The 23,271-nt window shown below is 54.8% G+C and carries 27 protein-coding genes, 2 tRNA genes and 1 pseudogene; 4 read left to right on the top strand and 26 right to left on the bottom strand.

Annotation, left to right across the window (positions count from 1 at the left end; translation table 11 throughout):
- Window positions 1–5: 5 nt before the first annotated feature.
- Both DFR30_RS04605 and DFR30_RS04600 read left to right on the top strand, forming a co-directional pair.
- Entirely contained in the window at window positions 6–740 is a 735-nt protein-coding gene (locus DFR30_RS04605; protein WP_132971550.1) for a hypothetical protein, read from the top strand.
- 11 nt (window positions 741–751) lie between these two features.
- Window positions 752–1,303: a hypothetical protein gene (locus DFR30_RS04600; protein WP_132971549.1), complete on the top strand. Its 552-nt coding sequence runs from the start codon at window positions 752–754 to the stop codon at window positions 1,301–1,303.
- Between the two features lie 252 nt (window positions 1,304–1,555).
- Here DFR30_RS04600 and DFR30_RS04590 read toward each other — a convergent pair whose 3' ends face one another.
- The 5 genes from DFR30_RS04590 to DFR30_RS04570 all read right to left on the bottom strand — a co-directional run bounded on the left by DFR30_RS04590 (window position 1,556) and on the right by DFR30_RS04570 (window position 5,449).
- A complete protein-coding gene (locus DFR30_RS04590; RefSeq protein ID WP_132971548.1) occupies window positions 1,556–2,089 on the bottom strand; it encodes an HPP family protein in 534 nt (177 codons plus the stop codon).
- A gap of 49 nt (window positions 2,090–2,138) precedes the next feature.
- Window positions 2,139–2,918: an SDR family NAD(P)-dependent oxidoreductase gene (locus DFR30_RS04585; protein ID WP_132971547.1), complete on the bottom strand. Its 780-nt coding sequence runs from the start codon at window positions 2,916–2,918 to the stop codon at window positions 2,139–2,141.
- Between the two features lie 3 nt (window positions 2,919–2,921).
- Window positions 2,922–3,662, bottom strand: coding sequence for a cysteine hydrolase family protein (locus DFR30_RS04580; RefSeq protein WP_132971546.1), 741 nt, complete (start codon window positions 3,660–3,662; stop codon window positions 2,922–2,924).
- Window positions 3,663–3,771: 109 nt separating this feature from the next.
- Entirely contained in the window at window positions 3,772–4,764 is a 993-nt protein-coding gene (locus tag DFR30_RS04575; RefSeq protein WP_207891806.1) for an alpha/beta fold hydrolase, read from the bottom strand.
- Window positions 4,765–4,858: 94 nt separating this feature from the next.
- Entirely contained in the window at window positions 4,859–5,449 is a 591-nt protein-coding gene (locus tag DFR30_RS04570) for an MlaC/ttg2D family ABC transporter substrate-binding protein (protein ID WP_165869088.1), read from the bottom strand.
- Between the two features lie 268 nt (window positions 5,450–5,717).
- On the opposite strand from DFR30_RS04570, the gene DFR30_RS04565 reads away from it, so the two are divergent.
- On the top strand, window positions 5,718–7,211 hold the full coding sequence (locus tag DFR30_RS04565) for a sigma-54 interaction domain-containing protein (protein ID WP_207891805.1): 1,494 nt from the start codon (window positions 5,718–5,720) through the stop codon (window positions 7,209–7,211).
- A 370-nt stretch (window positions 7,212–7,581) separates the two neighbouring features.
- Here DFR30_RS04565 and DFR30_RS04560 read toward each other — a convergent pair whose 3' ends face one another.
- The 12 genes from DFR30_RS04560 to DFR30_RS04505 form a co-directional block, all read right to left on the bottom strand.
- Complete coding sequence (locus tag DFR30_RS04560) at window positions 7,582–7,932, bottom strand: helix-turn-helix domain-containing protein (RefSeq protein ID WP_132974375.1); 351 nt, start codon at window positions 7,930–7,932, stop codon at window positions 7,582–7,584.
- Between the two features lie 8 nt (window positions 7,933–7,940).
- The gene (locus tag DFR30_RS04555; RefSeq protein WP_243640677.1) at window positions 7,941–8,171 is read right to left on the bottom strand and encodes a type II toxin-antitoxin system HigB family toxin; all 231 of its coding nucleotides are present in this window, start codon (window positions 8,169–8,171) and stop codon (window positions 7,941–7,943) included.
- A gap of 425 nt (window positions 8,172–8,596) precedes the next feature.
- Window positions 8,597–8,673: transfer RNA gene (locus tag DFR30_RS04550), tRNA-Arg, on the bottom strand.
- Window positions 8,674–8,770: 97 nt separating this feature from the next.
- A tRNA-Ser gene (locus DFR30_RS04545) sits at window positions 8,771–8,861 on the bottom strand.
- 69 nt (window positions 8,862–8,930) lie between these two features.
- Window positions 8,931–9,143 (bottom strand): carbon storage regulator CsrA, encoded by a 213-nt coding sequence (csrA, locus tag DFR30_RS04540; RefSeq protein WP_132971542.1) that lies wholly within the window; start codon window positions 9,141–9,143, stop codon window positions 8,931–8,933.
- 176 nt (window positions 9,144–9,319) lie between these two features.
- On the bottom strand, window positions 9,320–10,549 hold the full coding sequence (locus tag DFR30_RS04535; RefSeq protein ID WP_132971541.1) for an aspartate kinase: 1,230 nt from the start codon (window positions 10,547–10,549) through the stop codon (window positions 9,320–9,322).
- Between the two features lie 75 nt (window positions 10,550–10,624).
- Entirely contained in the window at window positions 10,625–13,231 is a 2,607-nt protein-coding gene (gene alaS / locus DFR30_RS04530) for an alanine--tRNA ligase (RefSeq protein WP_132971540.1), read from the bottom strand.
- 103 nt (window positions 13,232–13,334) lie between these two features.
- Window positions 13,335–13,847, bottom strand: a complete 513-nt coding sequence (locus DFR30_RS04525; RefSeq protein WP_132971539.1) for a regulatory protein RecX — start codon at window positions 13,845–13,847, stop codon at window positions 13,335–13,337.
- Entirely contained in the window at window positions 13,813–14,862 is a 1,050-nt protein-coding gene (gene recA / locus DFR30_RS04520) for a recombinase RecA (RefSeq protein WP_132971538.1), read from the bottom strand. The genes DFR30_RS04525 and recA overlap by 35 nt, the downstream gene beginning before the upstream one ends.
- A gap of 175 nt (window positions 14,863–15,037) precedes the next feature.
- Window positions 15,038–15,553: an RNA 2',3'-cyclic phosphodiesterase gene (gene thpR, locus DFR30_RS04515; RefSeq protein WP_165869087.1), complete on the bottom strand. Its 516-nt coding sequence runs from the start codon at window positions 15,551–15,553 to the stop codon at window positions 15,038–15,040.
- Window positions 15,543–16,040 carry a CinA family protein gene (locus DFR30_RS04510; RefSeq protein ID WP_132971536.1) on the bottom strand — a complete coding sequence of 166 codons (498 nt, stop codon included), beginning with the start codon at window positions 16,038–16,040 and terminating at the stop codon, window positions 15,543–15,545. Before DFR30_RS04510 ends, thpR begins: the two co-directional genes overlap by 11 nt.
- A 5-nt stretch (window positions 16,041–16,045) precedes the next feature.
- On the bottom strand, window positions 16,046–16,363 hold the full coding sequence (locus DFR30_RS04505) for a PilZ domain-containing protein (protein WP_132971535.1): 318 nt from the start codon (window positions 16,361–16,363) through the stop codon (window positions 16,046–16,048).
- A gap of 96 nt (window positions 16,364–16,459) precedes the next feature.
- Between DFR30_RS04505 and mutS the strand changes: the two genes are divergently transcribed.
- Window positions 16,460–19,027, top strand: coding sequence for a DNA mismatch repair protein MutS (gene mutS, locus DFR30_RS04500; protein ID WP_132971534.1), 2,568 nt, complete (start codon window positions 16,460–16,462; stop codon window positions 19,025–19,027).
- A gap of 81 nt (window positions 19,028–19,108) precedes the next feature.
- Here the strand turns inward: mutS and DFR30_RS04495 are convergent, their stop codons facing one another.
- From DFR30_RS04495 to DFR30_RS14235, 9 genes and pseudogenes are all read right to left on the bottom strand, one after another.
- Window positions 19,109–19,567: a DUF3465 domain-containing protein gene (locus tag DFR30_RS04495; RefSeq protein ID WP_132971533.1), complete on the bottom strand. Its 459-nt coding sequence runs from the start codon at window positions 19,565–19,567 to the stop codon at window positions 19,109–19,111.
- 21 nt (window positions 19,568–19,588) lie between these two features.
- Window positions 19,589–19,771, bottom strand: a complete 183-nt coding sequence (locus tag DFR30_RS04490) for a hypothetical protein (protein WP_132971532.1) — start codon at window positions 19,769–19,771, stop codon at window positions 19,589–19,591.
- A gap of 25 nt (window positions 19,772–19,796) precedes the next feature.
- Window positions 19,797–20,327, bottom strand: a complete 531-nt coding sequence (locus DFR30_RS04485) for a paraquat-inducible protein A (protein WP_132971531.1) — start codon at window positions 20,325–20,327, stop codon at window positions 19,797–19,799.
- Between the two features lie 45 nt (window positions 20,328–20,372).
- Complete coding sequence (locus tag DFR30_RS04480; RefSeq protein WP_132971530.1) at window positions 20,373–21,008, bottom strand: trimeric intracellular cation channel family protein; 636 nt, start codon at window positions 21,006–21,008, stop codon at window positions 20,373–20,375.
- Between the two features lie 210 nt (window positions 21,009–21,218).
- Window positions 21,219–22,082 (bottom strand): prenyltransferase, encoded by an 864-nt coding sequence (locus tag DFR30_RS04470; RefSeq protein ID WP_279386914.1) that lies wholly within the window; start codon window positions 22,080–22,082, stop codon window positions 21,219–21,221.
- A 157-nt stretch (window positions 22,083–22,239) separates the two neighbouring features.
- Window positions 22,240–22,323: pseudogene (locus DFR30_RS14705) on the bottom strand (ferritin); the annotation flags it as partial.
- 78 nt (window positions 22,324–22,401) lie between these two features.
- Window positions 22,402–22,725, bottom strand: a complete 324-nt coding sequence (locus DFR30_RS04460; protein WP_243640675.1) for a YkgJ family cysteine cluster protein — start codon at window positions 22,723–22,725, stop codon at window positions 22,402–22,404.
- Window positions 22,726–22,807: 82 nt separating this feature from the next.
- Window positions 22,808–23,014 (bottom strand): cold-shock protein, encoded by a 207-nt coding sequence (locus tag DFR30_RS04455; RefSeq protein WP_132971528.1) that lies wholly within the window; start codon window positions 23,012–23,014, stop codon window positions 22,808–22,810.
- 49 nt (window positions 23,015–23,063) lie between these two features.
- Window positions 23,064–23,231 carry a hypothetical protein gene (locus DFR30_RS14235; RefSeq protein WP_165869086.1) on the bottom strand — a complete coding sequence of 56 codons (168 nt, stop codon included), beginning with the start codon at window positions 23,229–23,231 and terminating at the stop codon, window positions 23,064–23,066.
- Between the last annotated feature and the right edge of the window lie 40 nt (window positions 23,232–23,271).

Below are 23,271 nucleotides of genomic sequence, written 5' to 3'. Positions count from 1 at the left end.
GATACATGAATCATTTTTATTCACATACCCGTCTGTTAAGTAACAAGGAGAAACACATGCACCGAACTCACGGTAATTCTGATTTTTTACAGGTGTTCGCTATGGTGATATGCCTTTCGCTGCTGCTTGTGCCACAGATGTCATCTGCCGGGGGGCTCGGAGATTTATTTCCCAGTGACATCGTCGATAAAATCAAGTCCACGGACCTTAAGGATATTTTCCGGCCTTCCGACAAAAGTGAAAAGACATCTGATACTGCACCCAAGCAAGACAGCGCTCCTCCTGCGGCAACCGTCGCAGAGACGACGGTAGAACCCGTTAAAGCTTCAACGCCTCCTCCTGCTGTTGCTGCCAGTCCTGCGGTAGCGAAGGAAGCCGAGGAGGTTAAGGCCTGGTGTTATAAAAAAGCCTCGGTGCGGATTCAAAATGATTGCGAATGTGTCGCCCGCAAGTTTCAGGATGGGCTCCTGGCAGAGACGAAGGGAAACAAAGAGAGTCTGCGGAGTCTGATACTCGACAAGAACCAGTGCCCGAATGCCAAGGGGTTCCGAGAGTTTAAATACAAGCAATGCGTCCAGCACAACGCGTTTAATCAAGATACGGGGGGGCATGACCCGGAGGCCTATTGCCAATGCTACGGCAGGCGGAATGCAGAAATACTCGTTTCCAACAAGGGACGCAGGGTTAAAACTGACTTCAAAGCCAGAATGTACTGCAAGAAGCCAGAAGCCTACAAGTAACAGGAGGATATATGCAAAAAATTATCAGATACCTAACCTCGGCTTGCCTGTTCTTTGCAGGCTACGTATCGACCGGCGTGGTATATGCCGATGCATCGTCCATGCAAGCACTTGCCGATGATGCTGTAGGGAAAGCCAGGGAGTGCAGTCAGGCTTCTGCTATGAACCGTAAAACAGGCCAGTATAATAATACACTGGTCGACGAATGTAGCCTTGCCTGCAGCAGGGCATATCAAGGCCTGTCAGGTAGCAATAGAAAACCGCCAAGCCAAGAGCAGCAACTGGCCCAGATGGAACGTTGCAAACGGGCCTACAACAACTACAAATCGCCAGAAACCGCATCCGTCGAAGACGAAATCACCATGCCCACGACCGTAGAGGAAATGGCTACGCGGATGTCTGCCATGAAACGCGAAGGCAGAACCAAAAACGACCCTTGCGTAGATGGGGTGAAGGGGATCCGCCATCGACAACTTGGTCTCGAACAGGCGAAGCTCTTTTGGAACAGGTGTGTTCAACGTTACAAGATGGACATGAAAATGCGCAGGGCTACTGGCGGCTAAAGCGACCAGGTGTAATCACCTGATGGAGCAACGTGCGTTGTTCCAGGCACTCCCGGATCATCAGGCCCGTATGTGCCTGTACAAGGTCAATACGGGCTGTCGGGAACAGGAGGCCTGCCAGCTGCGCCGGGATTGGGAAATCCAGGTACCGGAACTGAACACCTCGGTGTTCATCATTCCGGGGAAGAAGGTCAAAACGGGAGGACCGGTTGGCGGTATTGAACCGAATTGCCAAATCTGTGGTGGAAATGCTCAGCCCTGTTTGGTTGTCGGATAGACAACGCTGGGCGGAAGACGGTGAAACAACCACGCGATCATTATCAGTGCCAGGCCGCCGAACGCGACAGGAAATCCCAGATACACCCAGCCCGGGTTGTCGAAGAACACCACCAGCGGGTCTGCCCCCGCGGGCGGATGCGTCACCCGCAGGACCGCCATCGCTGCAATCGCCAACCCCACCGCCAGCCCCAGGCTCCACCATTCCACGGGCAACATCATATGCAACAGGAGCCCGATGGCTGTTGACACCAGGTGCCCACCGATGACGTTTGCCGGCTGAGAGAGTGGGCTATTGGGTACGGAGAACAACAGCACACAGGTCGCCCCGAATGGCGCCATGAGTAACGGGTTTCCAGTGACATGACTCAGCCATGCTACGGCACCAATCGCGAGTAACCCGCCCAGGCCGGCCTTCACTACGACGGACAAGGGCTGGCCTGGCTGGTGACGGAACAGCAAGCCGTTCAGGAACGTATGTTTGCGGTTTGTTCTTGTCTCACGTCTCATGACGACAAGTCTCCTTTTCCGGATAGTCGAACATCAAGATCTCTCCCTGTCACTCATTCACGTGCCGACCTGCAGTCACTCCACCGTCCACCGGTAGTACCACACCAGTGATCCAGTCCGCCTGTGAGCCAGCCAGAAAAAGAATGGCTGAGGCCACATCTCCAGGTTGCCCATTACGCCCAAGCGGATGAAAATCATTAAACTGCGGCAGCACTGTCCTGACTTCCTCATCACTCATAAACGTGTTGTAGACCGGCGTCTCCACCACAGCGGGGGCTACGGCATTCACGCGGATACGGTCTGCTGCAAATTCGATGGCCAGGTTCCTGGTCAGGGCATGGACACCTGCCTTGGCAGCCGAGTACGCACTGGACGGCGTGGCGCCTATCGCCTGGCTGGCCCACATCGAGCCGGTGTTGACGATCGCACCACCGCCACGCTTTTGCATTTCAGGAATGGCCGCTTGAGAGGCATGGAATGTGCCGCCAAGAATTATGCTTACATAGTCGTTGTAGTCCTCCACAGTATGATCAAGAAAGGGGGTTGGCTTGAAAATACCGGCATTGTTTACAAGAATATCGACACCTCCGAAGCACTGAACGGCTACCCGAACCAACCGGCCAGCCGTTTCCGGCTTACCGATATCGCCCACCAGATAAGCCACGCGCTTACCCGTTGGGTCAAGTTCTGTGATCGCTTCCTGCAATTTAATCTCACGCCGACCATTCAGGATGACGTTGGCACCACATTCCAGAAAGGCACGTGCAGTTTCCCGCCCGATACCGGTGGCACCGCCCGTGATAAGGACTACTTTGTTTGAAAATTCCATGACTCAGTTTCCTCGTATTGCCTGCGCAGCTTCTTTGGTCGTCCATACCGTGTTGGCTATGTAGCGGAAATTCACTAGCGCAGCGGCATAACCATCACCTTCCTCGACCTGCGCAGCAGCTGTTGCGTCCTCCACGACAGCCACTTCGAAGCCCTGCTCAATCAACTCCCGCATGTGTGACTCGGTGCAAAGATTGGCGGACATGCCGGCCAGGATGACCTTGTCAATACCGCGCTTGCGCAGTTGCAGAACAAGATCGTTGGTCTCCGGTCCGTAGACCTTGTGTGGACTGGTCACGACGGTCTTGCCATCTTCGATGTAGGGCTTGTATCGTTCCAGCCAGTCGGCACCGGAACCCTCGAATCCCTCCACGCTCAGAGCATCCTTGCGGTCGAACATGCCGATGTTGTGCATCAGCTTCTCGAGTGCACCCTCGAACTGCCAGCCGTGGTCGTGGGGAAAGTAGTAGTGAGGGGAAATAAACACCGGGATGCCGTTGGCCTTCGCGCTCTTGAGCAATGTCTCGATATTCTCGACCGTGTTGTTCGCGGTCACACTCTTGCCGACTACACCCCACGTCACACCCTTGGGGCTCAGGAAATCGTTTTGTGGATCGGTTATGACAAGTGCCGTGCGACCTTTTTCAACATGCAGTCCCGGATCGGGCAACGCTGCGTGTGTCATACCGGAAATTGCCTGCGAAAGAATCAGTAGCGATGCAGTAATAGCGGTCTTTATGTTCATGTTCGGATCTCCCTGGTTTCGGTCAAACTATTCGGATAACCTGAAGGTGTAATGTTCAGGGAGCCTGCAAACTTCCGCGGGCTCCCTGACACGCTGACGACCGCGCGACCTACCTCACCAGTGCAACCTGTTGGTTCAGGAACCGCCGTATAGCATTGGCAATCACCTGGCCATCTTCTTCAAGCGCAAAATGCCCGGTATCCAGCAAGTGGAACTCGAGGTTTTTCAAATCACGTTTGTAGGGATGCGCACCCTCTGCCGGGAAGATGTAGTCGTTCTTTCCCCAGACAATCAGGGTCGGTGGCTGATGTTTGCGGAAGTAGGCCTGCCATGCCGGATAGTGCGGCACGTTACTCTGGTAGTCGTAGAAAAGCGCAAGCTGGATATCAGGATTACCTTCCCGCGTCAGGTGCCGCAGGTCGACATTCCAGTTATCCGGACTGATCGCTGCTTCATTCCTGACACCATGGGTGTATTGCCACTTCACACCGTCCGGTGCAATAAACCCGGCCAGGGGCTGCGCATTCTCGGGCGTGCGATCTTTCCAGTACTTGCGGATCGGGTCCCAAAATTCACGCAGCCCTTCTACGTACGCATTGCCGTTCTGCACGATCAGTGAATCGATCCGTTCAGGATGCTTCACCGCCAAACGAAAACCGACCGGTGCACCGTAATCCATTAAATACAGGCTGTAGCGTTTCAGGCCCAGTTTATCAACGAATTTCTGCGTAATATTCGCCAGGTTGTCGAATGTGTAATCAAACTCATCCACACCCGGCTGTGCACTGTTTCCAAAACCGGGATAGTCAGGCGCAACCACGTGAAAGCGGTCCGACAGCGCCGGCATCAGGTTACGAAACATGTGGGATGAAGTCGGAAACCCGTGTAGTAACAGGATCACAGGTGCATTCACCGGACCCGACTCTCGGTAAAATATCTCCACGCCATCGATATTGATGGTCTTGTGCAGTGTTTGTGTGGTGGCTACCTCGACATGTTGATCCGTCGCCAACGTTGATTGATTGGCTGCATGGGTAAATCCCGTGGCAACCAGCGCCACAACCAGTAGTGCTTTTGAAAATATAATTGATGTCTTCATCATGGTGTCTCCTCTTGTGTATGGTTTGCCTCAAGCGGCATTCCGGCCGTTTTCACTGAAATCGCAAGAATAATGTCGAGAATGTGTACCTCAGCGATTATTGATTCAGGACTGCAAGATGTCTGATTAATCCATCCATTCCATTGGTACGTATTTCCCGGTTGAAGCTGGTTCTGTAATTGAGAACCAAACTGATACCCTCGACTTTCATGTCGTAAATCTTCCAGCCACTTTTTGCCTGATACAGGCTGTAGTCGATTTCAATCGATGGGCCGCCAGATCGTTCAACCGTCGCCCGGACGGCCGCACGTTTCCCGACTGTTTTCGCATTCAGTGCCTGGTAGGTAATCCCTCGACCGGAGTACTCGGCTAGTGCGGTTGAGTAGGTCCGAATCAGTAGTTGCTTGAATTCACCTGTGAACCGTTGTTGCTGGTCGATACTTGCCACTCGCCAGTGTTTACCAATCGCCAGGCGTGATAGCTTCCTGAAATCAATGTTGGGCGCAATGTTCTCTTCAACCAGTACAAACAACCTCTCAAGGTTCGTCTTGATCTCTGGATCCGCGTCAAGCCTGGCCAACACGTGCTCTGTGGTTGTGCGGATCAAGTCAATTGGTGCCTCACTGGTCGCATGTGTCATGACCGGAAAGAACAACAGAATCAAAATAACGCCATACCTCTTCATCATGATCTCTCTCATATTGGATGTATTGTCAGCGAGCTCTCTACTTGCTCACTTCTTCCTTTTCACTATGCGTGCCAACTTATTGAGTATTGGTAACTGCTTGTATAAACAATAATTACTGTGTTTCATGGGCATGACGGTTGTTACGAATAATCGCGAATAACGAAATCTCGTTGTGTAATTCACGAGATCAAACTATGCTCAATCGAGCGGAACAAGCCTGTAGATGGAAAGGCAGGGCCTGTCAGGATTAGCCAGGAGTACCCGGAACATGGAAGCAGGAAAATCATCATCTCAGTCACAAACCGAGCTGGAGCAAATCAAACAACTGCATGACCTGATTCTTCAGGCGGCCGGTGAAGGTCTCTATGGCCTCGATTGTGAAGGTAAGACGACCTTCGTCAATCCTGCCGCCGCACGCATGCTTGGGTGGGAAACAGACGCGCTTATTGGTCAACCCATGCATTCACTGCACCACCACACCAGGGCTGACGGCTCACCATTTCCCAGGGAGGAATGCCCTATCTATGCTGCCTTCAAGGATGGCATCGTGCATCACGTGGAAGATGAAGTCTTCTGGCGCAAGGACGGCAGCAGCTTTCCAGTGGAATATACCAGTACACCCATCATCGAAAACGGAGAGCTGGCTGGCGCTGTAGTGGTATTCAAGGACATCTCGGAACGTAAACAGGCAGAACAGGAATTACGCCAGGCTTATGCCGAAGTCGAGCAGATGAAAGGACGCCTGGAAGCCGAGAACATTTATCTGCAGGAAGAGATCAAGGTTGAAAGGAACTTCGCGGGCATTGTCGGACAGAGCCATGCCGTCCAGCAGGTATTACACCAGATTGAACTGGTCGCACCCACCGATGCCAGCGTCCTGATCAGCGGGGAATCAGGGACTGGCAAAGAATTAATTGCATGCGCAATACATGAGCAGAGCACCCGGAACGAACGCCCATTAATCCGGGTCAATTGCGCGGCGATACCCCGCGAATTGTTCGAGAGCGAATTCTTCGGCCATGTCAAAGGCGCCTTTACCGGCGCACTCAAGGACCGCACCGGCCGGTTTGAACTCGCTAATGGCGGCACCATCTTTCTGGATGAAGTCGGGGAAATCCCCATGGAGCTGCAAAGCAAGCTGCTGCGTGTCTTGCAGGAAGGGCAGTTCGAACGGGTCGGCGAGGAAAAAACCCGTACGATTGATGTGCGTGTTGTTGCCGCATCAAACCGTGACCTGAAAGAGGATATCGAATCCAGGCGTTTTCGCGAGGACCTGTACTTCCGACTGAATGTATTTCCCGTTGAAGCAGTACCGTTGAGAAACCGTATTGATGATATCCCGTTGCTGGCTACACATTTCATCACCCTGGTCTGCCGCCGCCTGAACCGCCCGGAACCAAACCTCACACAAACTAATATCAGACAGCTACAGGCTTACCAGTGGCCTGGCAATATACGCGAGCTGCAGAATGTCATTGAGCGGGCCTTGATAGTGAGCAAAGGCAGGCGGCTGCAGTTCAGTTTGCCGAGTGAGGGCATTGAGACAGACACTGTATATACCGGATCCGCAGGAGAAATAGCGGAAGATGTCACCTTCCCCGAAACAGAACGACTGGCCCGTGACCGTGCCAATATCCTTACAGCCTTACGGATCACCAACGGCAAAATATCGAGCAAGGATGGTGCCGCTGAATTACTTGGCATCAAACCTACAACATTGGCATCACGGATGAAGTCCCTGGGTGTGGAAAAACCGAAATAGCAGTTGGGACGGCGTGGCTGCGTCACATCATCAGGCAATACCATACCCATGTAATGACAGCACTTACCTGTTTAAACGGGTCTTTATAAACGCTATTGGACAACCACTAACAGAATCGGCCAAATAGATCGCTATAACAAGTTGATTTAAAAAAGAATTATGGCGCGACCGGAGAGATTCGAACTCCCGACCGCCTGGTTCGTAGTGTTCCGACTGAACCCCTGTATATTGTTGTAATTATTAGCTTTTATACGAGATACACTGTCCAATAAAATCGGGCTATTTGGCTATATTTGCCTGTATTTGGGGTTATTTGATGCTTTCTATTGGACAAGTGATTTACTCATGTTACTTAGTACTTGTGATCACTTCACGCAATGAGACACTCGTACGGAATCTTCAGGCCTTCATGTAATTTCCGGATCATTGTCAGCGTCAAATTTCGCTTTTTACCCAATACCTCGGACACACGCCCACTCGTTCCGATATACGGTTCCAGGTCTTTGCGCGACAAGCTGTTCTGCTCCATCAAGAACTTGATCGCCTCAACGGGATCTGATGCGGGAATGGCATAATGCTCATCTTCATATTTTTCTACGAGCAACATCAGAACATCCAGTTCATCGCCTCTTGGCGTATTGGGTTTTGCACCCCAAAGCTCATCGATGCGCTTTAACGCACGATTCAGTTCACGTTCATTTTTGATGGGCCTCAGTTTCATCATGCACCTCAAATATTCTCAATATCCTCAATCTCGTCGTATTCCTTATGTGTCCCTACAAAGCGAATCAGCATCCCGTGCCGGATATAATCGACAAGCACTACAATTCTGTACTTGTTCCCACATAGATTAAAAACAACACGGTTATTCTTTAAGATACTCGCATTACGTAAATCCGCCTTTAATTTGTGCGGCGTACTCCACTCTGCCGCTGCACAGAAGTTATACCATTCCGTCATTTGCTTCCTTGCATCTCTGTATTTCGGACTACTCTCCCAAAACTTCCGCAGCATGGACTTTGCGATCACTCTCATCGGCTCACTCTAGCATCCTCCCGTTATGGGAGCAAGTAGAAATATCCCAATTTGGGAGGTTCGGTAACGATACGGATAGTAAACTCATCACAACTAAAACAGCGCCTGTAGCAGATCGTCATCACACAGGTCCCACCCAGACGTGCAATATTCAACAGTTCATCGTAAGAACCACGGCACAATGAACTTTTCTTATGTGCAGCGAGTACTTGCGCGGGGATTAGTCGTTCAGATGAAGGCGCAAAAAGACGGCACCTGTCCAATAGAATGGATATTCTCCCCCCTATTGGACAGACATGAGGAAACCGGCTATGCGGAATGCATGTAACATGCTGATATGAATAGAAAATTGGCGCGCCCGGAGAGATTCGAACTCCCGACCGCCTGGTTCGTAGCCAGGTACTCTATCCAGCTGAGCTACGGGCGCGTAGAAGCGCGAGATTATCCATAAGCACGCGCTAAAACTCAAGGACATTCGCTCTTCCGTAGACAAAAAAAGACCCCTTGCGGGGTCTTTTGATATTTGGCGGAGAGGGAGGGATTCGAACCCTCGATGGGCTATTAACCCATACTCCCTTAGCAGGGGAGCGCCTTCAGCCGCTCGGCCACCTCTCCAGTCTGACAATCAGTAATTACGCGATTTCAGAGGCGGCAAGGATACCGGCGTCGATCTGCGAGGTAAAGTTAAAACTCGTTGTTATCGACAGCCTCCTTCGAGGCAGTACCTGAATCCTGTTCACGCTTGATGCGATCGTAGATCTCTTCACGATGCACAGCGACTTCTTTCGGCGCATTAACGCCGATACGGACCTGGTTACCCTTTACGCCCAGCACAGTGACGGTTACTTCGTCACCGATCATGAGAGTTTCACCGACCCGTCTTGTAAGTATTAACATTCCTTTTGTCTCCTTGACCTGCACTTTTTCACCTGCCCACATTAAAGGGCTGGCACATATTCATAAGGCAACCAACGTACAATCTAGTGTCGGCCACCCCCATTAAAACTAAAACACAACTTCAGTTTTTTGTTTTTATTGGATATTTTATTTTGCGCGAATGCTTATTTGGAGACTTAATTTACAGCTTCCTGCTCAAGCTCAAACGCCTCGTGCAGGGCGCGAACACCCAGTTCGAGGTACTTCTCGTCAACCACCACCGAAACCTTGATCTCGGAGGTCGAAATCATCCTTATATTAATCCCCTCTTTCGCCAATGTCTCAAACATCGTTGATGCGATACCGGCGTGTGAGCGCATACCCACACCGACCAGGGAAATTTTGACGATTTTGTCGTCACCCGATACTTCACTGGCGCCCAGCTCATTGGCGGTCGCCTGAAGAATCTCCATTGCACGCGCATAGTCATTGCGGTGAAGGGTGAAGGTAAAATCGGTGGTCTTGCCATCCGGCGCCATGTTCTGGACGATCATGTCGACCTCGATGTTGGCATCGGCGATCGGCCCGACGATCAGGTGCGCAATACCCGGCTGATCCGGCACACCGAGCACGGTGAGCTTCGCCTCGTCGCGATTGAACGCGATACCGGAGATCAGTGCCTGTTCCATTCCTTCTTCCTCATAGGTAATCAGCGTGCCGTTGCCCGGCTCGAAACTGGACAGTACACGCAGAGGCACATTGTACTTCCCCGCAAACTCCACAGCACGGATTTGCAGTACCTTTGAGCCAAGGCTGGCCATTTCGAGCATTTCCTCGAAAGTTATACGATCCAGCCTGCGCGCATCAGGTGCAACCCGCGGATCTGTGGTGTATACCCCATCAACGTCGGTAAATATCTGGCATTCATCAGCTTTTAACGCTGCAGCCAGTGCCACGGCGGTGGTATCTGAACCGCCACGGCCCAGTGTGGTGATGTTTCCTTCCTCGTCGATACCCTGGAAACCGGCCACCACCACCACCCGGCCCGCCGACAGGTCGGCACCGACCCGCTCGGCGTCGATGTCCTGGATACGCGCCTTGTTGTGTGCGTTGTCAGTCAGGATATGGACCTGTCCACCGGTGTAGGAGCGCGCCGGGCAACCGCGCTTTTCCAGCGCCATTGACAACAGGGCAATGGTGACCTGCTCGCCGGTGGAAAGCAGGACATCGAGCTCACGGGGTACAGGGCGGTCGCTGATCTGGCCAGCCAGTTCCAGCAGACGGTTGGTTTCACCGCTCATGGCAGACACCACCACCACGAGCTGGTGCCCCTGATCGCGGTAGGCAATGACCTTGTCCGCCACCGCCTCGATACGCTCGGGCGTGCCGACTGAAGTCCCACCATATTTTTGAACGATTAACGCCATTTCAGCTTGCCAATCCAGTGTCCGCGCCAAAACGGTGCATTAGACTACAAATCGAGGTGTGATAAAACCGTTTAATCAGCCGCCAAGCTGCTGGCTGACCCACGGCACCACGGAGGCCAGCGCCGCGTCGAGATTTTCCGGCTGGTTGCCGCCGGCCTGTGCCATGTCCGGGCGTCCGCCGCCACGACCACCGACCTGTGTTGCCACCTGGTTCACCAGGTCACCGGCCTTGATGCGTTTGCTCTCGGCCTTCGTCACGCCAGCCGCCAGTGAAATCTTGTCGCCCTCGACCGTGGCGAGCACCACGGCGGCAGCACCCAGTTTGTTTTTAAGCTGATCCACGGTCTCGCGCAGCGTTTTGGCATCGGCACCGTCGAGCCGTGCGGCCAACACCTTGATGCCATCGACTTCCTGCGCCTGCGAAGCCAGGTCGCCGCCCTGGGTACTGGCCAGTTTTGCCTTCAGCGTATCCAGTTCTTTTTCCAGTTTACGGTTACGCTCGATCATCTGGCTGACGCGCGTGGTCACGTCCTCGCGGTTACCCTTCACCAACGCTGAAATCTCGCCGAGGTTCTTTTCGGTTTCACCGATATAGTGCAATGCTTCCTCGCCGGTCACTGCTTCGATGCGGCGCACACCGGAGGCAATACCGGTTTCGGACAAAATCTTGAACACGCCGATGTCACCGGCGCGTCGCGCGTGCGTACCGCCACACAGTTCGACAGAGAAGTCACCGATCGACAGCACCCGCACTTCATCGCCGTACTTTTCACCGAACAGGGCCATGGCGCCGGCTTCCATGGCCTCGTCAACGGGCATGACGCGGGTTTCGATATCGGCGTTGGCGCGGATCTGTTCGTTGACCAGCGTTTCGATCTGTTCCAGTTCTTCCGGCGTGACCGGCTGAAAGTGCGAGAAGTCAAAGCGCAGCCGCTCCGGGTCAACAAGCGAGCCTTTCTGCTGCACATGATCGCCCAACACCTTGCGCAAGGCCGCATGCATCAGATGTGTCGCGGAGTGGTTCAGGCGTGTCGCATCACGACGCTGTTGATCGACCAGCGCATCGACCTTGTCACCCACATGCATCTCGCCCTGGGTCAGCATGCCAAGGTGCGCAATCACATCCTTGCCCTGCTTCTGTGTATCCATCACGCGGAACACGCCGCCCTCGAAGCGGATCACACCCCGATCGCCGACCTGGCCACCGGACTCGGCGTAGAACGGTGTATGGTCGAGCACCACGATACCCTCTTCACCACCCTTCAGGACGTCGACCTTCTCGCCATCGTGGAACAGGCCGGTCACCTGTGCCTGGTCGTTGAGCGTATCGTAGCCGGTAAATTCCGTGCTGCCATCGATCTCGATACCGCCGGTATCGACCACAGAAAAATGGCTGGCCGCGCGCGCGCGGTCGCGCTGCGCTTCCATTTCGGTTTCGAAACCGGCCATATCCAGCGACAGGCCACGCTCACGTGCAATATCAGCGGTCAGGTCAACCGGAAAGCCGTAGGTATCATAAAGCTTGAACACGGTACTGCCGGGAATGACCTTGCCTTTCAGCCTGGCGATAGCGTCTTCCAGAATCTTCATGCCGTTGTCGAGTGTTTCCGCGAAGCGCGCTTCTTCCTGCGCCAGTACTTTCTCGACCTGCGAGCGGGCCTTGACCAGCTCCGGGTAGGCGTCACCCATCTCCTTCACCAGTGGCGCAACCAGTTTGTGGAAAAACGGCTCGCGCTGGCCCAGCTGGTGTCCGTGGCGAATGGCGCGGCGAATGATACGTCGCAACACATAACCGCGGCCCTCGTTGGAGGGAATCACACCATCAACCACCAGGAACGAACAGGCGCGGATGTGGTCGGCAATCACGCGCAGAGATTTGCTTTCCAGGTCCTTGCAGCCGATGAGATCCGCCGCGGCCCGTATAAGATTCTGGAACAGGTCGATTTCGTAATTACTGTGCACCCCCTGCAGAATCGCAGCCAGCCGCTCCAGTCCCATGCCGGTATCGACAGAAGGCCTGGGTAACGGGTTCAGGGTACCGCTGGCATCGCGGTCGTACTGCATGAACACCAGGTTCCAGATCTCGATATAGCGATCGCCGTCTTCCTCGGGGGTACCGGGTGGTCCGCCGGGGATGTCCGGGCCATGATCGTAGAAGATTTCCGTACACGGCCCGCAGGGACCGGTATCCCCCATCGACCAGAAATTATCCTTTGCACCGATGCGCGAGAAACGCCCGGCATCGACACCGATTTCCTTCAACCAGATGTCCGCGGCTTCGTCGTCGTCCTCGAACACTGTCACCCACAGGCGCTCCGGTGACAGCTTGACGACTTCGGTCAGGTACTCCCAGGCAAACCGGATGGCTTCGCGCTTGAAATAATCGCCAAAGCTGAAGTTGCCGAGCATTTCAAAAAAGGTGTGATGGCGCGCCGTATAACCGACGTTTTCCAGGTCATTGTGCTTGCCACCGGCACGCACGCAACGTTGCGAACTGGCCGCGCGTATGTAGCTACGCGTTTCCAGCCCCTGGAAGACATCCTTGAACTGCACCATGCCGGCATTAGTGAATAGCAGGGTCGGATCGTTGCCGGGCACCAGCGAGCTGGAGGGCACGATTTCATGGCCTTTTCCGCGGAAAAACTCCAGGAACTGCCGGCGTATTTCGGTGGTACTTGTCATGGCGCGGAAAGGTACAGGATATTGTCGCCAATTGCATCCATATCGCGAGTTAGCTGCTGTAAAGTATGGGAAATCCCGAACCCGGGAGTAACCCCGGAGCGACTCAGGGGTAACGCGGCGCCGACGCGAGTGCGGCACGCGCCTGTTCACCGCTAAACCCCCGCTGCTGCAGGAAACGCAACTGGCGTGCGCGCTCCCTGAAGTCCTGCGGCGGGGTAACACCGAAGCGCCGATCACGCTGCCGGCGCGCGGCATCGAACCAGTCCGCTCCCAGCTCGCGGAACGCGTCTTCAACCAGTCCTTCGTCCACACCCCGCTCGCGCAACTCGGCGCGGATCTTCAGTGGCCCGGTACCCCGCTCGTGTCGGCTGCGGACAAACACCTCCGCGAAGCGCGCATCGCTTAAATAACCGTCATCAACCAGTTGCGACAGCACTTCGTCGATGACAGCAGGCCTGTAATCGCGACGCTCCAGCTTGAAGCGCAGTTCGCGTTCACTGTGCTCGCGGCGCACCAGCAGCCTCAGTCCACAGGCGTAGGCCTTCTGACAGGCTTCCGCAAAACTGCATTCGGCGTCCGGCTCAGTGTTTGACTTCTGCGGCGTCGACCTCTTCATCCACTTTCGTCTCTTCCACTGTGTTGGTTTCCAGCAGCATGGCGCGTAACTGACGGTCGATGTCCACGGCCATCTCGGGATGTTCCTTCATGTACTTGCGTACATTGTCCTTACCCTGGCCAATACGGTCACCGTTGTAGCTGTACCAGGCACCGGCCTTGTCGATCAGGTCGTTCTTGACGCCCAGGTCAATCAGCTCACCTTCACGTGAAATACCTTCACCGTACAGGATCTCGAACTCGGCCTGGCGGAAGGGCGGCGCCATCTTGTTCTTCACTACCTTGACACGGGTTTCGTTGCCGACAATCTCGTCACCCTTCTTGATGGCGCCGATACGGCGGATGTCCAGTCGCACCGAGGCGTAGAACTTGAGCGCATTACCACCGGTGGTGGTTTCCGGGCTGCCGAACATGACGCCGATCTTCATACGAATCTGGTTAATGAAGACCACCAGTGTATTGGAACGCTTGATGTTAGCCGTCAGCTTGCGCAATGCCTGTGACATCAACCGTGCATGCAGGCCCATATGCGAATCGCCCATGTCGCCCTCGATCTCGGCCTTGGGCGTGAGTGCCGCCACCGAATCGACCACGACGATATCCACCGCGCCGGAGCGCACCAGCATATCGGTGATTTCCAGTGCCTGTTCGCCGGTATCCGGCTGCGAGACCAGCAGATCGTCGATCTGCACGCCCAGCTTCTCGGCATACGCCGGGTCCAGCGCGTGCTCGGCATCGACAAAGGCCGCCGTGCCGCCGGCCTTCTGGCACTCGGCGATGGCCTGCAAGGTCAACGTAGTCTTGCCGGATGACTCAGGCCCGTAAATCTCGACAACGCGTCCACGCGGCAGACCACCAATCCCCAGCGCCACATCCAGTGCCAGCGAACCGGTGGAAACAACGTCCACGTCACGTACCGCGCCCACATCGCCCATGCGCATGACCGAGCCCTTGCCAAACTGTTTTTCGATCTGACCAAGTGCTGCGCTGAGTGCCTTGCGTTTGTTATCGTCCATCGTCTTCTCCCGACTGTTGCATCTTCAAGAACACGGACCCCGGGGCGGGCTTTCCGCGGCAACCGGGCGTCTCCCGGTTGAATGACAGGCAGTATGCCGCATACCACTGTAAAAATAAACAGTAGTGTTTCTGATCCGTGTCAGCCAATACCCGACAGGCCGTCGAGCTTGCAGATTACAGCGCCCATCGTTCAAGAACGACATATCGGACGCCATCAGGAGACGGTACGGATTCGGCCAGCACAAAGCTGTCCACCGGCCAGACCAGGGGCTCCGGCAACGGGTCTTCAACGGGATTTTTTGCCTTGCGAGAAAGTGTTACGTGGGGAACGAAAGGTCGTGTCTCAGCTTCTGTACCGCACGCTTCAAGAGCGCCGTTCAGCCTGTCGACCAGCTCACCGAGCGCTGCCGGCGGTGCCGACGGCCCCAGCCACTGGATGCGTTTACGCGCCCAGCCACCATAGCGATCCAGTGACAGTGTAAACGGGCAAGCGCTGACCTGTGCAGCGGCATGACAAAAGCAGCGCCGGGCCGACTCGTCCTGCATGCCCAGGAAGCGCAGCGTCAGGTGCAGGTTGTGTGCCGGCACCGGCTGCCTGCACAACTGACGGGACACGGCGGCAAGTTGCTGGCGCACAGCATCATCCGGCCACAGCGCAAAAAACAGTCGCCGTTTGCCTTCAGCGGGCACCGGTTTCCAGCCGTTCCAGCAGGCCCTGCAAGGCCGCCGCCACGGACTGACGGCGCACCCTCTCCCGGTCGCCCTCGAAATGGTAATGCATCGCCTTCTGCCAGCCGTCCGGCCCGGCCCAGGCCATCCACACGCTGCCGACCGGCTTGTCGGGCGTGCCACCACCCGGCCCGGCAATCCCGCTTATTGCCAGCGACCAGTGGGCCGCACTGTTGGCCAGCGCGCCGTCCGCCATTTCCCTGACTGTCGCTTCGCTGACCGCGCCGTATGTCTCCAGCGTTGTGGGCAGCACGCCCAGCATCTGCTGTTTGGCCAGGTCGGTATAAGTCACAAATCCACGCTCGAACCAGCCGGAACTGCCCGGCATGTCGGTACACACCTTGGCCACCCAGCCCCCGGTGCAGGATTCAGCGCAGGCGAGGTACTCACCGCGTGCCTGCAAGTATTCGGCCAGAGTAACGACCCGCGCTGCAATCCCCCCCGGCATGGTCGCTAGTCGCCGCTATTGATGGTGCAAATCAAACCGCCGACCACAAACCGCGATTCCTCTGCCAGCGCCTCGACACGCACCACTTCGATAGTGGCGTCCAGTACCGACATCAGCACCTGTGTTGCCTCGATGCGCAGGTTTAGCCGATCGCCGGGCTGCAGTGTCTCATCGGTCACAAACAACACCCCGTTACCGCTGAGGTTGCGCCCCTCTGCGGTGAAATGCCGTCCGGTATCCACGGCTTCAAGGGAAATATCGCAGTCCACCGGTACGCGAATGAAATCCCGCTTTTCGTCGAATGATCGCCGGTCCAGACTCATGCCCTGCTCCTCTCCTGTTATGACTCCATCAGTATCAAACACCGGCCGGATGTGCAAGCTATGGCCGGCGCTTCAATTGGGCTAGACTGGCGCACCATGTCAGCCGCCCCCGAGACACGCAAGCACACGCCCATGATGCAGCAGTACCTGGGCATCAAGGCCGAGCACCCGGATATCCTGGTGCTGTACCGGATGGGTGATTTTTACGAACTGTTCTACGAAGATGCGCGGCGTGCCGCGGAGTTGCTGGATATCACCCTCACCGCGCGCGGCCAGTCGGCCGGCGAACCCATCCCCATGGCCGGCGTACCGGTGCATTCCATCGAGCAGTACCTCGCCAAACTGGTGCGCCTCGGTGAATCGATAGCGATCTGCGAACAGATCGGCGACCCGGCCACCAGCAAGGGGCCGGTAGAGCGCAAAGTGGTGCGTATTGTCACCCCCGGCACCCTCACCGAAGAGGCCCTGCTGGACGACCGCCGCGACAACCTGCTGGTGGCGCTGCACCGCGATGACGAGGGCTACTACGGACTGGCGGCCCTGGATCTGTCCGCCGCCCGCTTCACGGTACAGGAGTTCAACGGCGAGGACGCCCTGCTGGGCGAGGTCGCACGGCTGCAACCGGCCGAGCTGCTGGTCAGCGAGGCTCTGACGTTGCCCCCGGCATTGCACCAACGCGCCGGCCTGCGCCGGCTACCGCCCTGGCACTTCGACACCCGCAGCGCGGCCGAACAACTCAACCAGCAGTTCGGCACCCACGATCTCAGCGGCTTCGGCTGCCAGGACATGCCGGTTGCCGTGGGCGCCGCCGGCGCGTTGCTGCAATACGTCAAAGACACCCAGCGCGCCGCCCTGCCGCACTTGCGTGGCATGCACACCGAACGCCACGAAGACAGCGTGATCCTGGATGCCGCCACACGGCGCAACCTGGAGCTCGATCAGGCCCAGTCCGGTGAGAAAAAACACAGCCTGATCGCGGTGCTGGACAAGAGCGTCACCGCCATGGGCGGGCGTATGCTGCGACGCTGGCTGCACCGGCCGCTGCGCGATCGCGACACCCTGGCCCGTCGTCATCAATGTATCGACTCGCTGCTGCAGGCAAACCTGTTCGAGTCCCTGCGCGAGTCCCTGCGTGGCAGTTGTGACCTGGAACGCATTCTGTCGCGCATTGCGCTCCGCTCGGCGCGTCCGCGTGATCTCAGCGCCCTGCGTGACACCCTGGCGCGACTGCCCGACCTCCAGCAACTGCTGCGCAGTGACAGCGACCCGCTGCTGGGCCAATTGTCCAGTCGCATTGGCGAGCACCCGAAACTGGTGAAATTATTGCGCCGGGCGATCCCCGATATTCCGCCGGCACTGGTTCGCGACGGCGGCGTGATCGCCACCGGTTATGATGAAGAACTCGACGAACTGCGCCGCCTGTCCGAACAGAGCGACCAGATCCTGCTGGACATGGAAGCACGCGAACGCGAACGCTCCGGCATCAACGCACTGAAAATCCGCTATAACCGGGTGCACGGCTACTACATCGAAGTCAGCAAACTGCAGGCCGACAAGGTGCCGGACGACTACCAGCGCCGCCAGACCCTGAAGGGCGTGGAGCGCTACATCACCCCGGAACTGAAACAACACGAAGACAAGGTGCTGAGTGCGCGCAGCAAATCGCTGGAGCGCGAGAAACAGCTCTATGAGCAACTGCTCGAGCTGTTGATGGAGCGTCTGCAACCATTGACAGCCTGCGCCGAAGGTCTCGCCAGCCTTGACGTGCTTACCACGCTGGCCGAACGCGCCGAGCGGCTTGGCTGGTCGCGCCCTGTGCTTTGTGATGAACCCGGTATCGTGATCCGCGGCGGTCGTCACCCGGTCATCGAGCAGTGTAGCGACGACCCGTTTGTTCCCAACGATGTCAGACTCGATGACAAGCAACGCATGCTGGTCATCACCGGGCCGAACATGGGTGGTAAGTCAACCTACATGCGTCAGACCGCGCTCGTGGTGCTAATGGCCTGCATGGGCAGTTTCGTGCCGGCGGACGCGGCGGAAATCGGTCCGGTAGACCGCATCTTCACACGCATCGGCGCATCCGACGACCTGGTGAGTGGCCGCTCCACCTTCATGGTGGAAATGACCGAGACCGCCAACATCCTCAACAATGCGACCGACCGCAGCCTGGTGCTGATGGATGAAATCGGTCGCGGCACCAGCACCTACGATGGCCTGTCACTGGCCTGGGCGGTAGCACGGGAACTGGCCGCTATCGGCGCCTGGACGTTGTTTGCCACACATTACTTCGAACTCACCAGCCTGCCCGAGGAATGTAACGGGATTGCCAATGTACATCTCGATGCCGTGGAGCACGGTGACCGTATTGTGTTTTTACATACGGTGAAGGAAGGCCCGGCCAGCCGCAGTTACGGCCTGCAGGTGGCGGCACTGGCCGGTGTACCGGAAAAGGTATTGATCGAAGCCCGGAAGCAGTTACAGCTACTGGAAAACAAACTGCATCAACAGGCGGTAGCAGACAGTGACACCACGCAAATCGACCTGTTTCCGGGTGACCGGGAACACCCGCTGGCCGAAGCCTTCCAGGGCATCGACCCCGACAACCTGACGCCAAGGCAGGCACTGGAACTGTTGTACAAGCTCAAGGAGCTGAGCACGTAGGCACCACCGCTAGAACATAATATCCTTGACGACATCCACACTGCCAGACGTTCTGACCGGGGACGCCTGATGCAGTCTCGATTATTGATAAGTCTTTCCCTGGTGCTCAAGCCAGCCACCAATATGGCGCCCACCCGGGTCATGGTGCGTCCAGTGTACAACGCCCCCTTTTTCATTCCATTCATACTCACCGTAGAATGCCAGCGTATCACCGGCACGCAGATTGGCCACTCGTGGCGCAAGGTCAATATTGTGTGCAATCAGGATAGTCTGACCGGCGGGAAGTTTGACGAGCAATCGTTGATGCCTTGAACCATCAAGATCATCCGGCAAGACTTTCACCACCACACCTTCACCCCGGACCTGGACGTCGCTTTTCCGGTTACTGATGGCCTGCTGCAATGCATTGCCCGAAACCTCACCCGAAACCTGATCCTGGCCTGCCAGTCCGGGCAGGGTAATCCCCCGCTCCTGGGCTATCCCGTAAACCAGCGCCAAGGCAATAACAAGAAACAGCGGTTTTTTGGCACCCTTCTTCATAGCATTGAACCACCCGTCATATCATTCTTCATCATTACCGTCCTTCCGCGCTGCTTCGCTGTCTGACCCGGAGCGCATTTTTTCACGCTGCCGCTTACCGACCCAAAGGGCGCCAATCAGACTTGCAATCACACCAATGGCCGTCACACCGACAACAACCAGGCCGGATGATTTCATCGGTGTGGTATCCCCCGGTTTGTTCATGCAAGAACCTCCCGTTATCTGGCGGTTATGAGTGCCCAGTCGCACATGAGCTGTCCGTCAACGTCACGACTCTGGCTGTAATATACATAGTCAGCAATACGGACAATGCAAAGGCATATAATCCAAAACGCATTTCGACGCTGACGATTACGCCGAGCTTAACAGCTACTACCAGCACTGCAACGACAAAAACATCCAGCATCGACCATTTCCCGTACAAATGCATCAACCGCAAAGCCCTGTCAAGGTTGTTGGCGGGCATTGCACGCTTGCCAAGCAGCCGGTACAAAACACCGATTTTCAGGATCGGCAACACAACACTGAAACCGGCAATAATAACAAACAGAAACACCTGCCCCTCTTTTAATAATTCCAGCACACCACCCAGCACAGAGAAAGTATTCTCTACCAGTACGAATTTCTTCAAGGTGATAATGGGCGTGACCAGCCCCGCAAACAGGCTTACGGCAGATATGGCCAACAATATCCGTAGCCGCCTGACAGCTTCAGGGTAACGGAGCGCAATATTCACACACTCACTTTCAGGGTGATTCATGGTAAGGCTGCATTACCTGCATTGAATAGCTACCTGTTAGCGATATCAGGACTTAAAACGGAATTTGGGTAGTGTAATATTGTAGTAAATGGCCAGCAGGCGTGAAATAAATATGCCCAGCCCTGCAATAACAGCTGCCAGCGTTATGTCCAGACCGAAGTGCAGGAAACCGATAAAGAACAAAGAACCGACCCACGAGACTGTTGCATATAAAGGGCTGAGAAAAACAACAGGTGGTTCGTTGCATAGCAGGTCACGGAAAACACCACCCATGGTTCCTGTAATAACACCCATAAAGCTTGCAATAAGAGGCGGGGCACCAACCATTAGCGACACCAGAGTACCTGCCACACCAAACGTTGCCAGACCGGCGGCATCTGCAACCAGGAAGAATCTCGGGGGAACCACAACAAGCCTTGACGCAATAAAGATCACAATGGCACTAGCAAGCGATGCCATAAAGAATACCTGGTCGCGAATCCAGAATGTATCCCTGTCCAGCAGCATGTCGCGTAGCGAACCACCACCAAGGCCTGTTGCTATAGCAATTATAATTACGCCGAACAAATCGTACTGTTTGAAGCCGGCCTTCAGAACACCTGATGCGGACGAGACAATGACGGCCAGCAGCGTTATCCAGTATAAATTATCCAGTAATAGAGGCGTTGGATTTAATGTCATCTGCGTGTTTTAACTTGGTGCTTGTTGTTTAATCATAAAGAATATATTGCATTGTTTCAGGCAACACCAGCTCTGCCAGCCGGAATGTCACTACGCGGCCACACCGAATAATCTCCCGACACCTGCAGTTAACACCATGGCAAGCGCCCCCCAGAATGTCACTCTGGCCGCACCAACTGTAACAGGCGCCCCTCCGGCGCGGGCGACTTGTCAGCCATTGATTATCGAGACACCAAGCAATAATGGAGTTGATACAGCCGCAGCCACATTCGCTCCCAGGTATCGGGGGTAATCACCGATTCTTGATGCATATTTGCGCGCCCCCGAAAGAGCATACAACGAAAATACAGCAGGAATAACAGCAATAATACTCTGACCTGGTATATATCCTTTAGCAATAGCGACAAGTATCGATAAATACGCTGCCACAAAAAATATCGTGTATACGACAGTGCTTTTATCCAGACCATATGCAATTGGAAAGGTATTGCGACCAACGCTGGCATCCGCCTTTACGTCCGGGTACTGATTTAGCAAAAGAAGGTTGTTTATCAGGAAAAACGGCACGAGGGAAACCAGCCAGGGTAAATGTGAATTCCCACCGGTTAAAATCATATGTGTACCGAGAACCATCAGAATCCCAAATCCCAGGCCAGGAGCGATCAGGCATGGAAATGGAAATCGGTTAAGCCATTGTGTATAGGTAATGATCAAAACCACACCGGCAATGCCAACAGGCAGGATCTGAATGCCCCGCTCAAGAATGAGGTAGACGCCGATTATGGCTGTCACCATCAACGACAACAGGCCGATAATCAGGACTGCATTAGCCATTTCAGGGTTGCCTGGAAGTGCACCACTGCCACCACTAAAGGCTGTTTTTTCGGTTTTGAAATCCAGCCCACTTTTGAAGTCGAAGTATTCATTAAGCATGTTTACGCTTATATGAGCGAAGACCGCACCGGTAAGAACAAGAAAAAATAAAATTGGGCTCACATGTGACCGGGCAGCAAGCGAAGTACTAAAACCCAGAAATACACAAATGGGAGACAAAACAAGAAATGAGGGGCGCATTGTCCCAAACACAGTTTTCAGTAGCATCGTTCAGATTCTCGGCTCCGAGCGGTTAACCTTAGGGTTAAATTCCCATAGCGGAGCGCATGTCACGCCTGAATGACTTGTCTGGTACAGGCTGGAATAAACTGGAATTTAGTGGCCGTTACTTGTGAGCAATTAGCGAGGTAATTACTCTATGCATATATCTGGTTTCATCAGTAAGCTCGTCGATTGGTTCGTGGTAGCCTTCATTTGACATACACTACTCCTCATTTAATACGGGGTGTCAACTATTTCGCAGGCACTCTCGGAACGACTTGACTGTCTTGTTCTACATCTACAGATTGGCGGCTCGTTCGGAAATACACTCGTATCCCCCCATCTCAAGGTCACGGCAAATTTTTGGCCGCTTCTCGTAAATCATACACATCATGGTGTTTCTATCCAGGGCCGAACACCAGCCATCTTCTAGCCGCGCCATGCTCCTCCCGCCCCACTCATCTAGCTCAATATAATTGTCGGGCACATCGGTATCACCAATGAGCAGCACCTCTAAACGGCAACAGTAGGCCTCACATTTTCTACAGGTCAACTCGGTATCATGCAGCGTTATAGCGTCGATTGTCATAAACGACTTTTCATTTTTAATATAGACATCCATTTACATCGCCTGAAAACGAATTATCAGCTTCAGCGACAGGCTTTGTTTTCGCCGCCAGGGGCGCGTAGCGAAGCGTCCCGGCCTAGAGTGGCGTAACCTTATTCGCACACGGCCCTTTTTGGCCTTGCCCAACTTCATACTCTACTTTCTGACCATCACTAAGCGTCGCATATCCACCACCACTCTGGATTTCCGAATGATGAACAAATAAATCCTTGCCACCATCATCCGGGGTGATAAAACCGAAACCCTTATCTGCATTGAACCACTTTACGGTACCTGTACTCATGTCGTGTTTTCCTTTGTGTGTTTAATATTCATTAACTTCGATTATTTACCTACGTGTCGCCGGTTGTTGCCGCTTTATCATCATTTCCAGGTACAGGCCGGGCATCCTGCGGCTGACTATCGCCTACCCCCGCTTTTTGTAACCGCTTCTCTTCCTTCTTTTTCTTTTTGGCGATTTCTTTCTGGCGCTTTTCAAACGCGTAATTGGGCTTGGCCACTTGTATTCTCCTCTACATAATTTCAGGACTGGAGCCGTTA

Source organism: Thiogranum longum, from assembly GCF_004339085.1.
GTDB classification, from domain to species: domain Bacteria; phylum Pseudomonadota; class Gammaproteobacteria; order DSM-19610; family DSM-19610; genus Thiogranum; species Thiogranum longum.
The sequence above is the reverse complement of the archived record's forward strand: the minus strand, read 5'-3'. Positions and strand labels throughout refer to the sequence as shown.

Excerpts from the sequence above, each read along its gene's own strand:
- DFR30_RS04605 (WP_132971550.1), top strand. The coding sequence starts at position 6 with ATGAATCATTTTTATTCACATACCCGTCTGTTAAGTAACAAGGAGAAA.
- DFR30_RS04600 (WP_132971549.1), top strand. The coding sequence starts at position 752 with ATGCAAAAAATTATCAGATACCTAACCTCGGCTTGCCTGTTCTTTGCA.
- DFR30_RS04590 (WP_132971548.1), bottom strand. The coding sequence starts at position 2,089 with ATGAGACGTGAGACAAGAACAAACCGCAAACATACGTTCCTGAACGGC.
- DFR30_RS04585 (WP_132971547.1), bottom strand. The coding sequence starts at position 2,918 with ATGGAATTTTCAAACAAAGTAGTCCTTATCACGGGCGGTGCCACCGGT.
- DFR30_RS04580 (WP_132971546.1), bottom strand. The coding sequence starts at position 3,662 with ATGAACATAAAGACCGCTATTACTGCATCGCTACTGATTCTTTCGCAG.
- DFR30_RS04575 (WP_207891806.1), bottom strand. The coding sequence starts at position 4,764 with ATGATGAAGACATCAATTATATTTTCAAAAGCACTACTGGTTGTGGCG.
- DFR30_RS04570 (WP_165869088.1), bottom strand. The coding sequence starts at position 5,449 with ATGATGAAGAGGTATGGCGTTATTTTGATTCTGTTGTTCTTTCCGGTC.
- DFR30_RS04565 (WP_207891805.1), top strand. The coding sequence starts at position 5,718 with ATGGAAGCAGGAAAATCATCATCTCAGTCACAAACCGAGCTGGAGCAA.
- DFR30_RS04560 (WP_132974375.1), bottom strand. The coding sequence starts at position 7,932 with ATGAAACTGAGGCCCATCAAAAATGAACGTGAACTGAATCGTGCGTTA.
- DFR30_RS04555 (WP_243640677.1), bottom strand. The coding sequence starts at position 8,171 with ATGACGGAATGGTATAACTTCTGTGCAGCGGCAGAGTGGAGTACGCCG.
- csrA (WP_132971542.1), bottom strand. The coding sequence starts at position 9,143 with ATGTTAATACTTACAAGACGGGTCGGTGAAACTCTCATGATCGGTGAC.
- DFR30_RS04535 (WP_132971541.1), bottom strand. The coding sequence starts at position 10,549 with ATGGCGTTAATCGTTCAAAAATATGGTGGGACTTCAGTCGGCACGCCC.
- alaS (WP_132971540.1), bottom strand. The coding sequence starts at position 13,231 with ATGACAAGTACCACCGAAATACGCCGGCAGTTCCTGGAGTTTTTCCGC.
- DFR30_RS04525 (WP_132971539.1), bottom strand. The coding sequence starts at position 13,847 with ATGAAGAGGTCGACGCCGCAGAAGTCAAACACTGAGCCGGACGCCGAA.
- recA (WP_132971538.1), bottom strand. The coding sequence starts at position 14,862 with ATGGACGATAACAAACGCAAGGCACTCAGCGCAGCACTTGGTCAGATC.
- DFR30_RS04510 (WP_132971536.1), bottom strand. The coding sequence starts at position 16,040 with ATGCCGGGGGGGATTGCAGCGCGGGTCGTTACTCTGGCCGAATACTTG.
- DFR30_RS04505 (WP_132971535.1), bottom strand. The coding sequence starts at position 16,363 with ATGAGTCTGGACCGGCGATCATTCGACGAAAAGCGGGATTTCATTCGC.
- mutS (WP_132971534.1), top strand. The coding sequence starts at position 16,460 with ATGTCAGCCGCCCCCGAGACACGCAAGCACACGCCCATGATGCAGCAG.
- DFR30_RS04495 (WP_132971533.1), bottom strand. The coding sequence starts at position 19,567 with ATGAAGAAGGGTGCCAAAAAACCGCTGTTTCTTGTTATTGCCTTGGCG.
- DFR30_RS04490 (WP_132971532.1), bottom strand. The coding sequence starts at position 19,771 with ATGAACAAACCGGGGGATACCACACCGATGAAATCATCCGGCCTGGTT.
- DFR30_RS04485 (WP_132971531.1), bottom strand. The coding sequence starts at position 20,327 with ATGAATCACCCTGAAAGTGAGTGTGTGAATATTGCGCTCCGTTACCCT.
- DFR30_RS04480 (WP_132971530.1), bottom strand. The coding sequence starts at position 21,008 with ATGACATTAAATCCAACGCCTCTATTACTGGATAATTTATACTGGATA.
- DFR30_RS04470 (WP_279386914.1), bottom strand. The coding sequence starts at position 22,082 with ATGCGCCCCTCATTTCTTGTTTTGTCTCCCATTTGTGTATTTCTGGGT.
- DFR30_RS04460 (WP_243640675.1), bottom strand. The coding sequence starts at position 22,725 with ATGGATGTCTATATTAAAAATGAAAAGTCGTTTATGACAATCGACGCT.
- DFR30_RS04455 (WP_132971528.1), bottom strand. The coding sequence starts at position 23,014 with ATGAGTACAGGTACCGTAAAGTGGTTCAATGCAGATAAGGGTTTCGGT.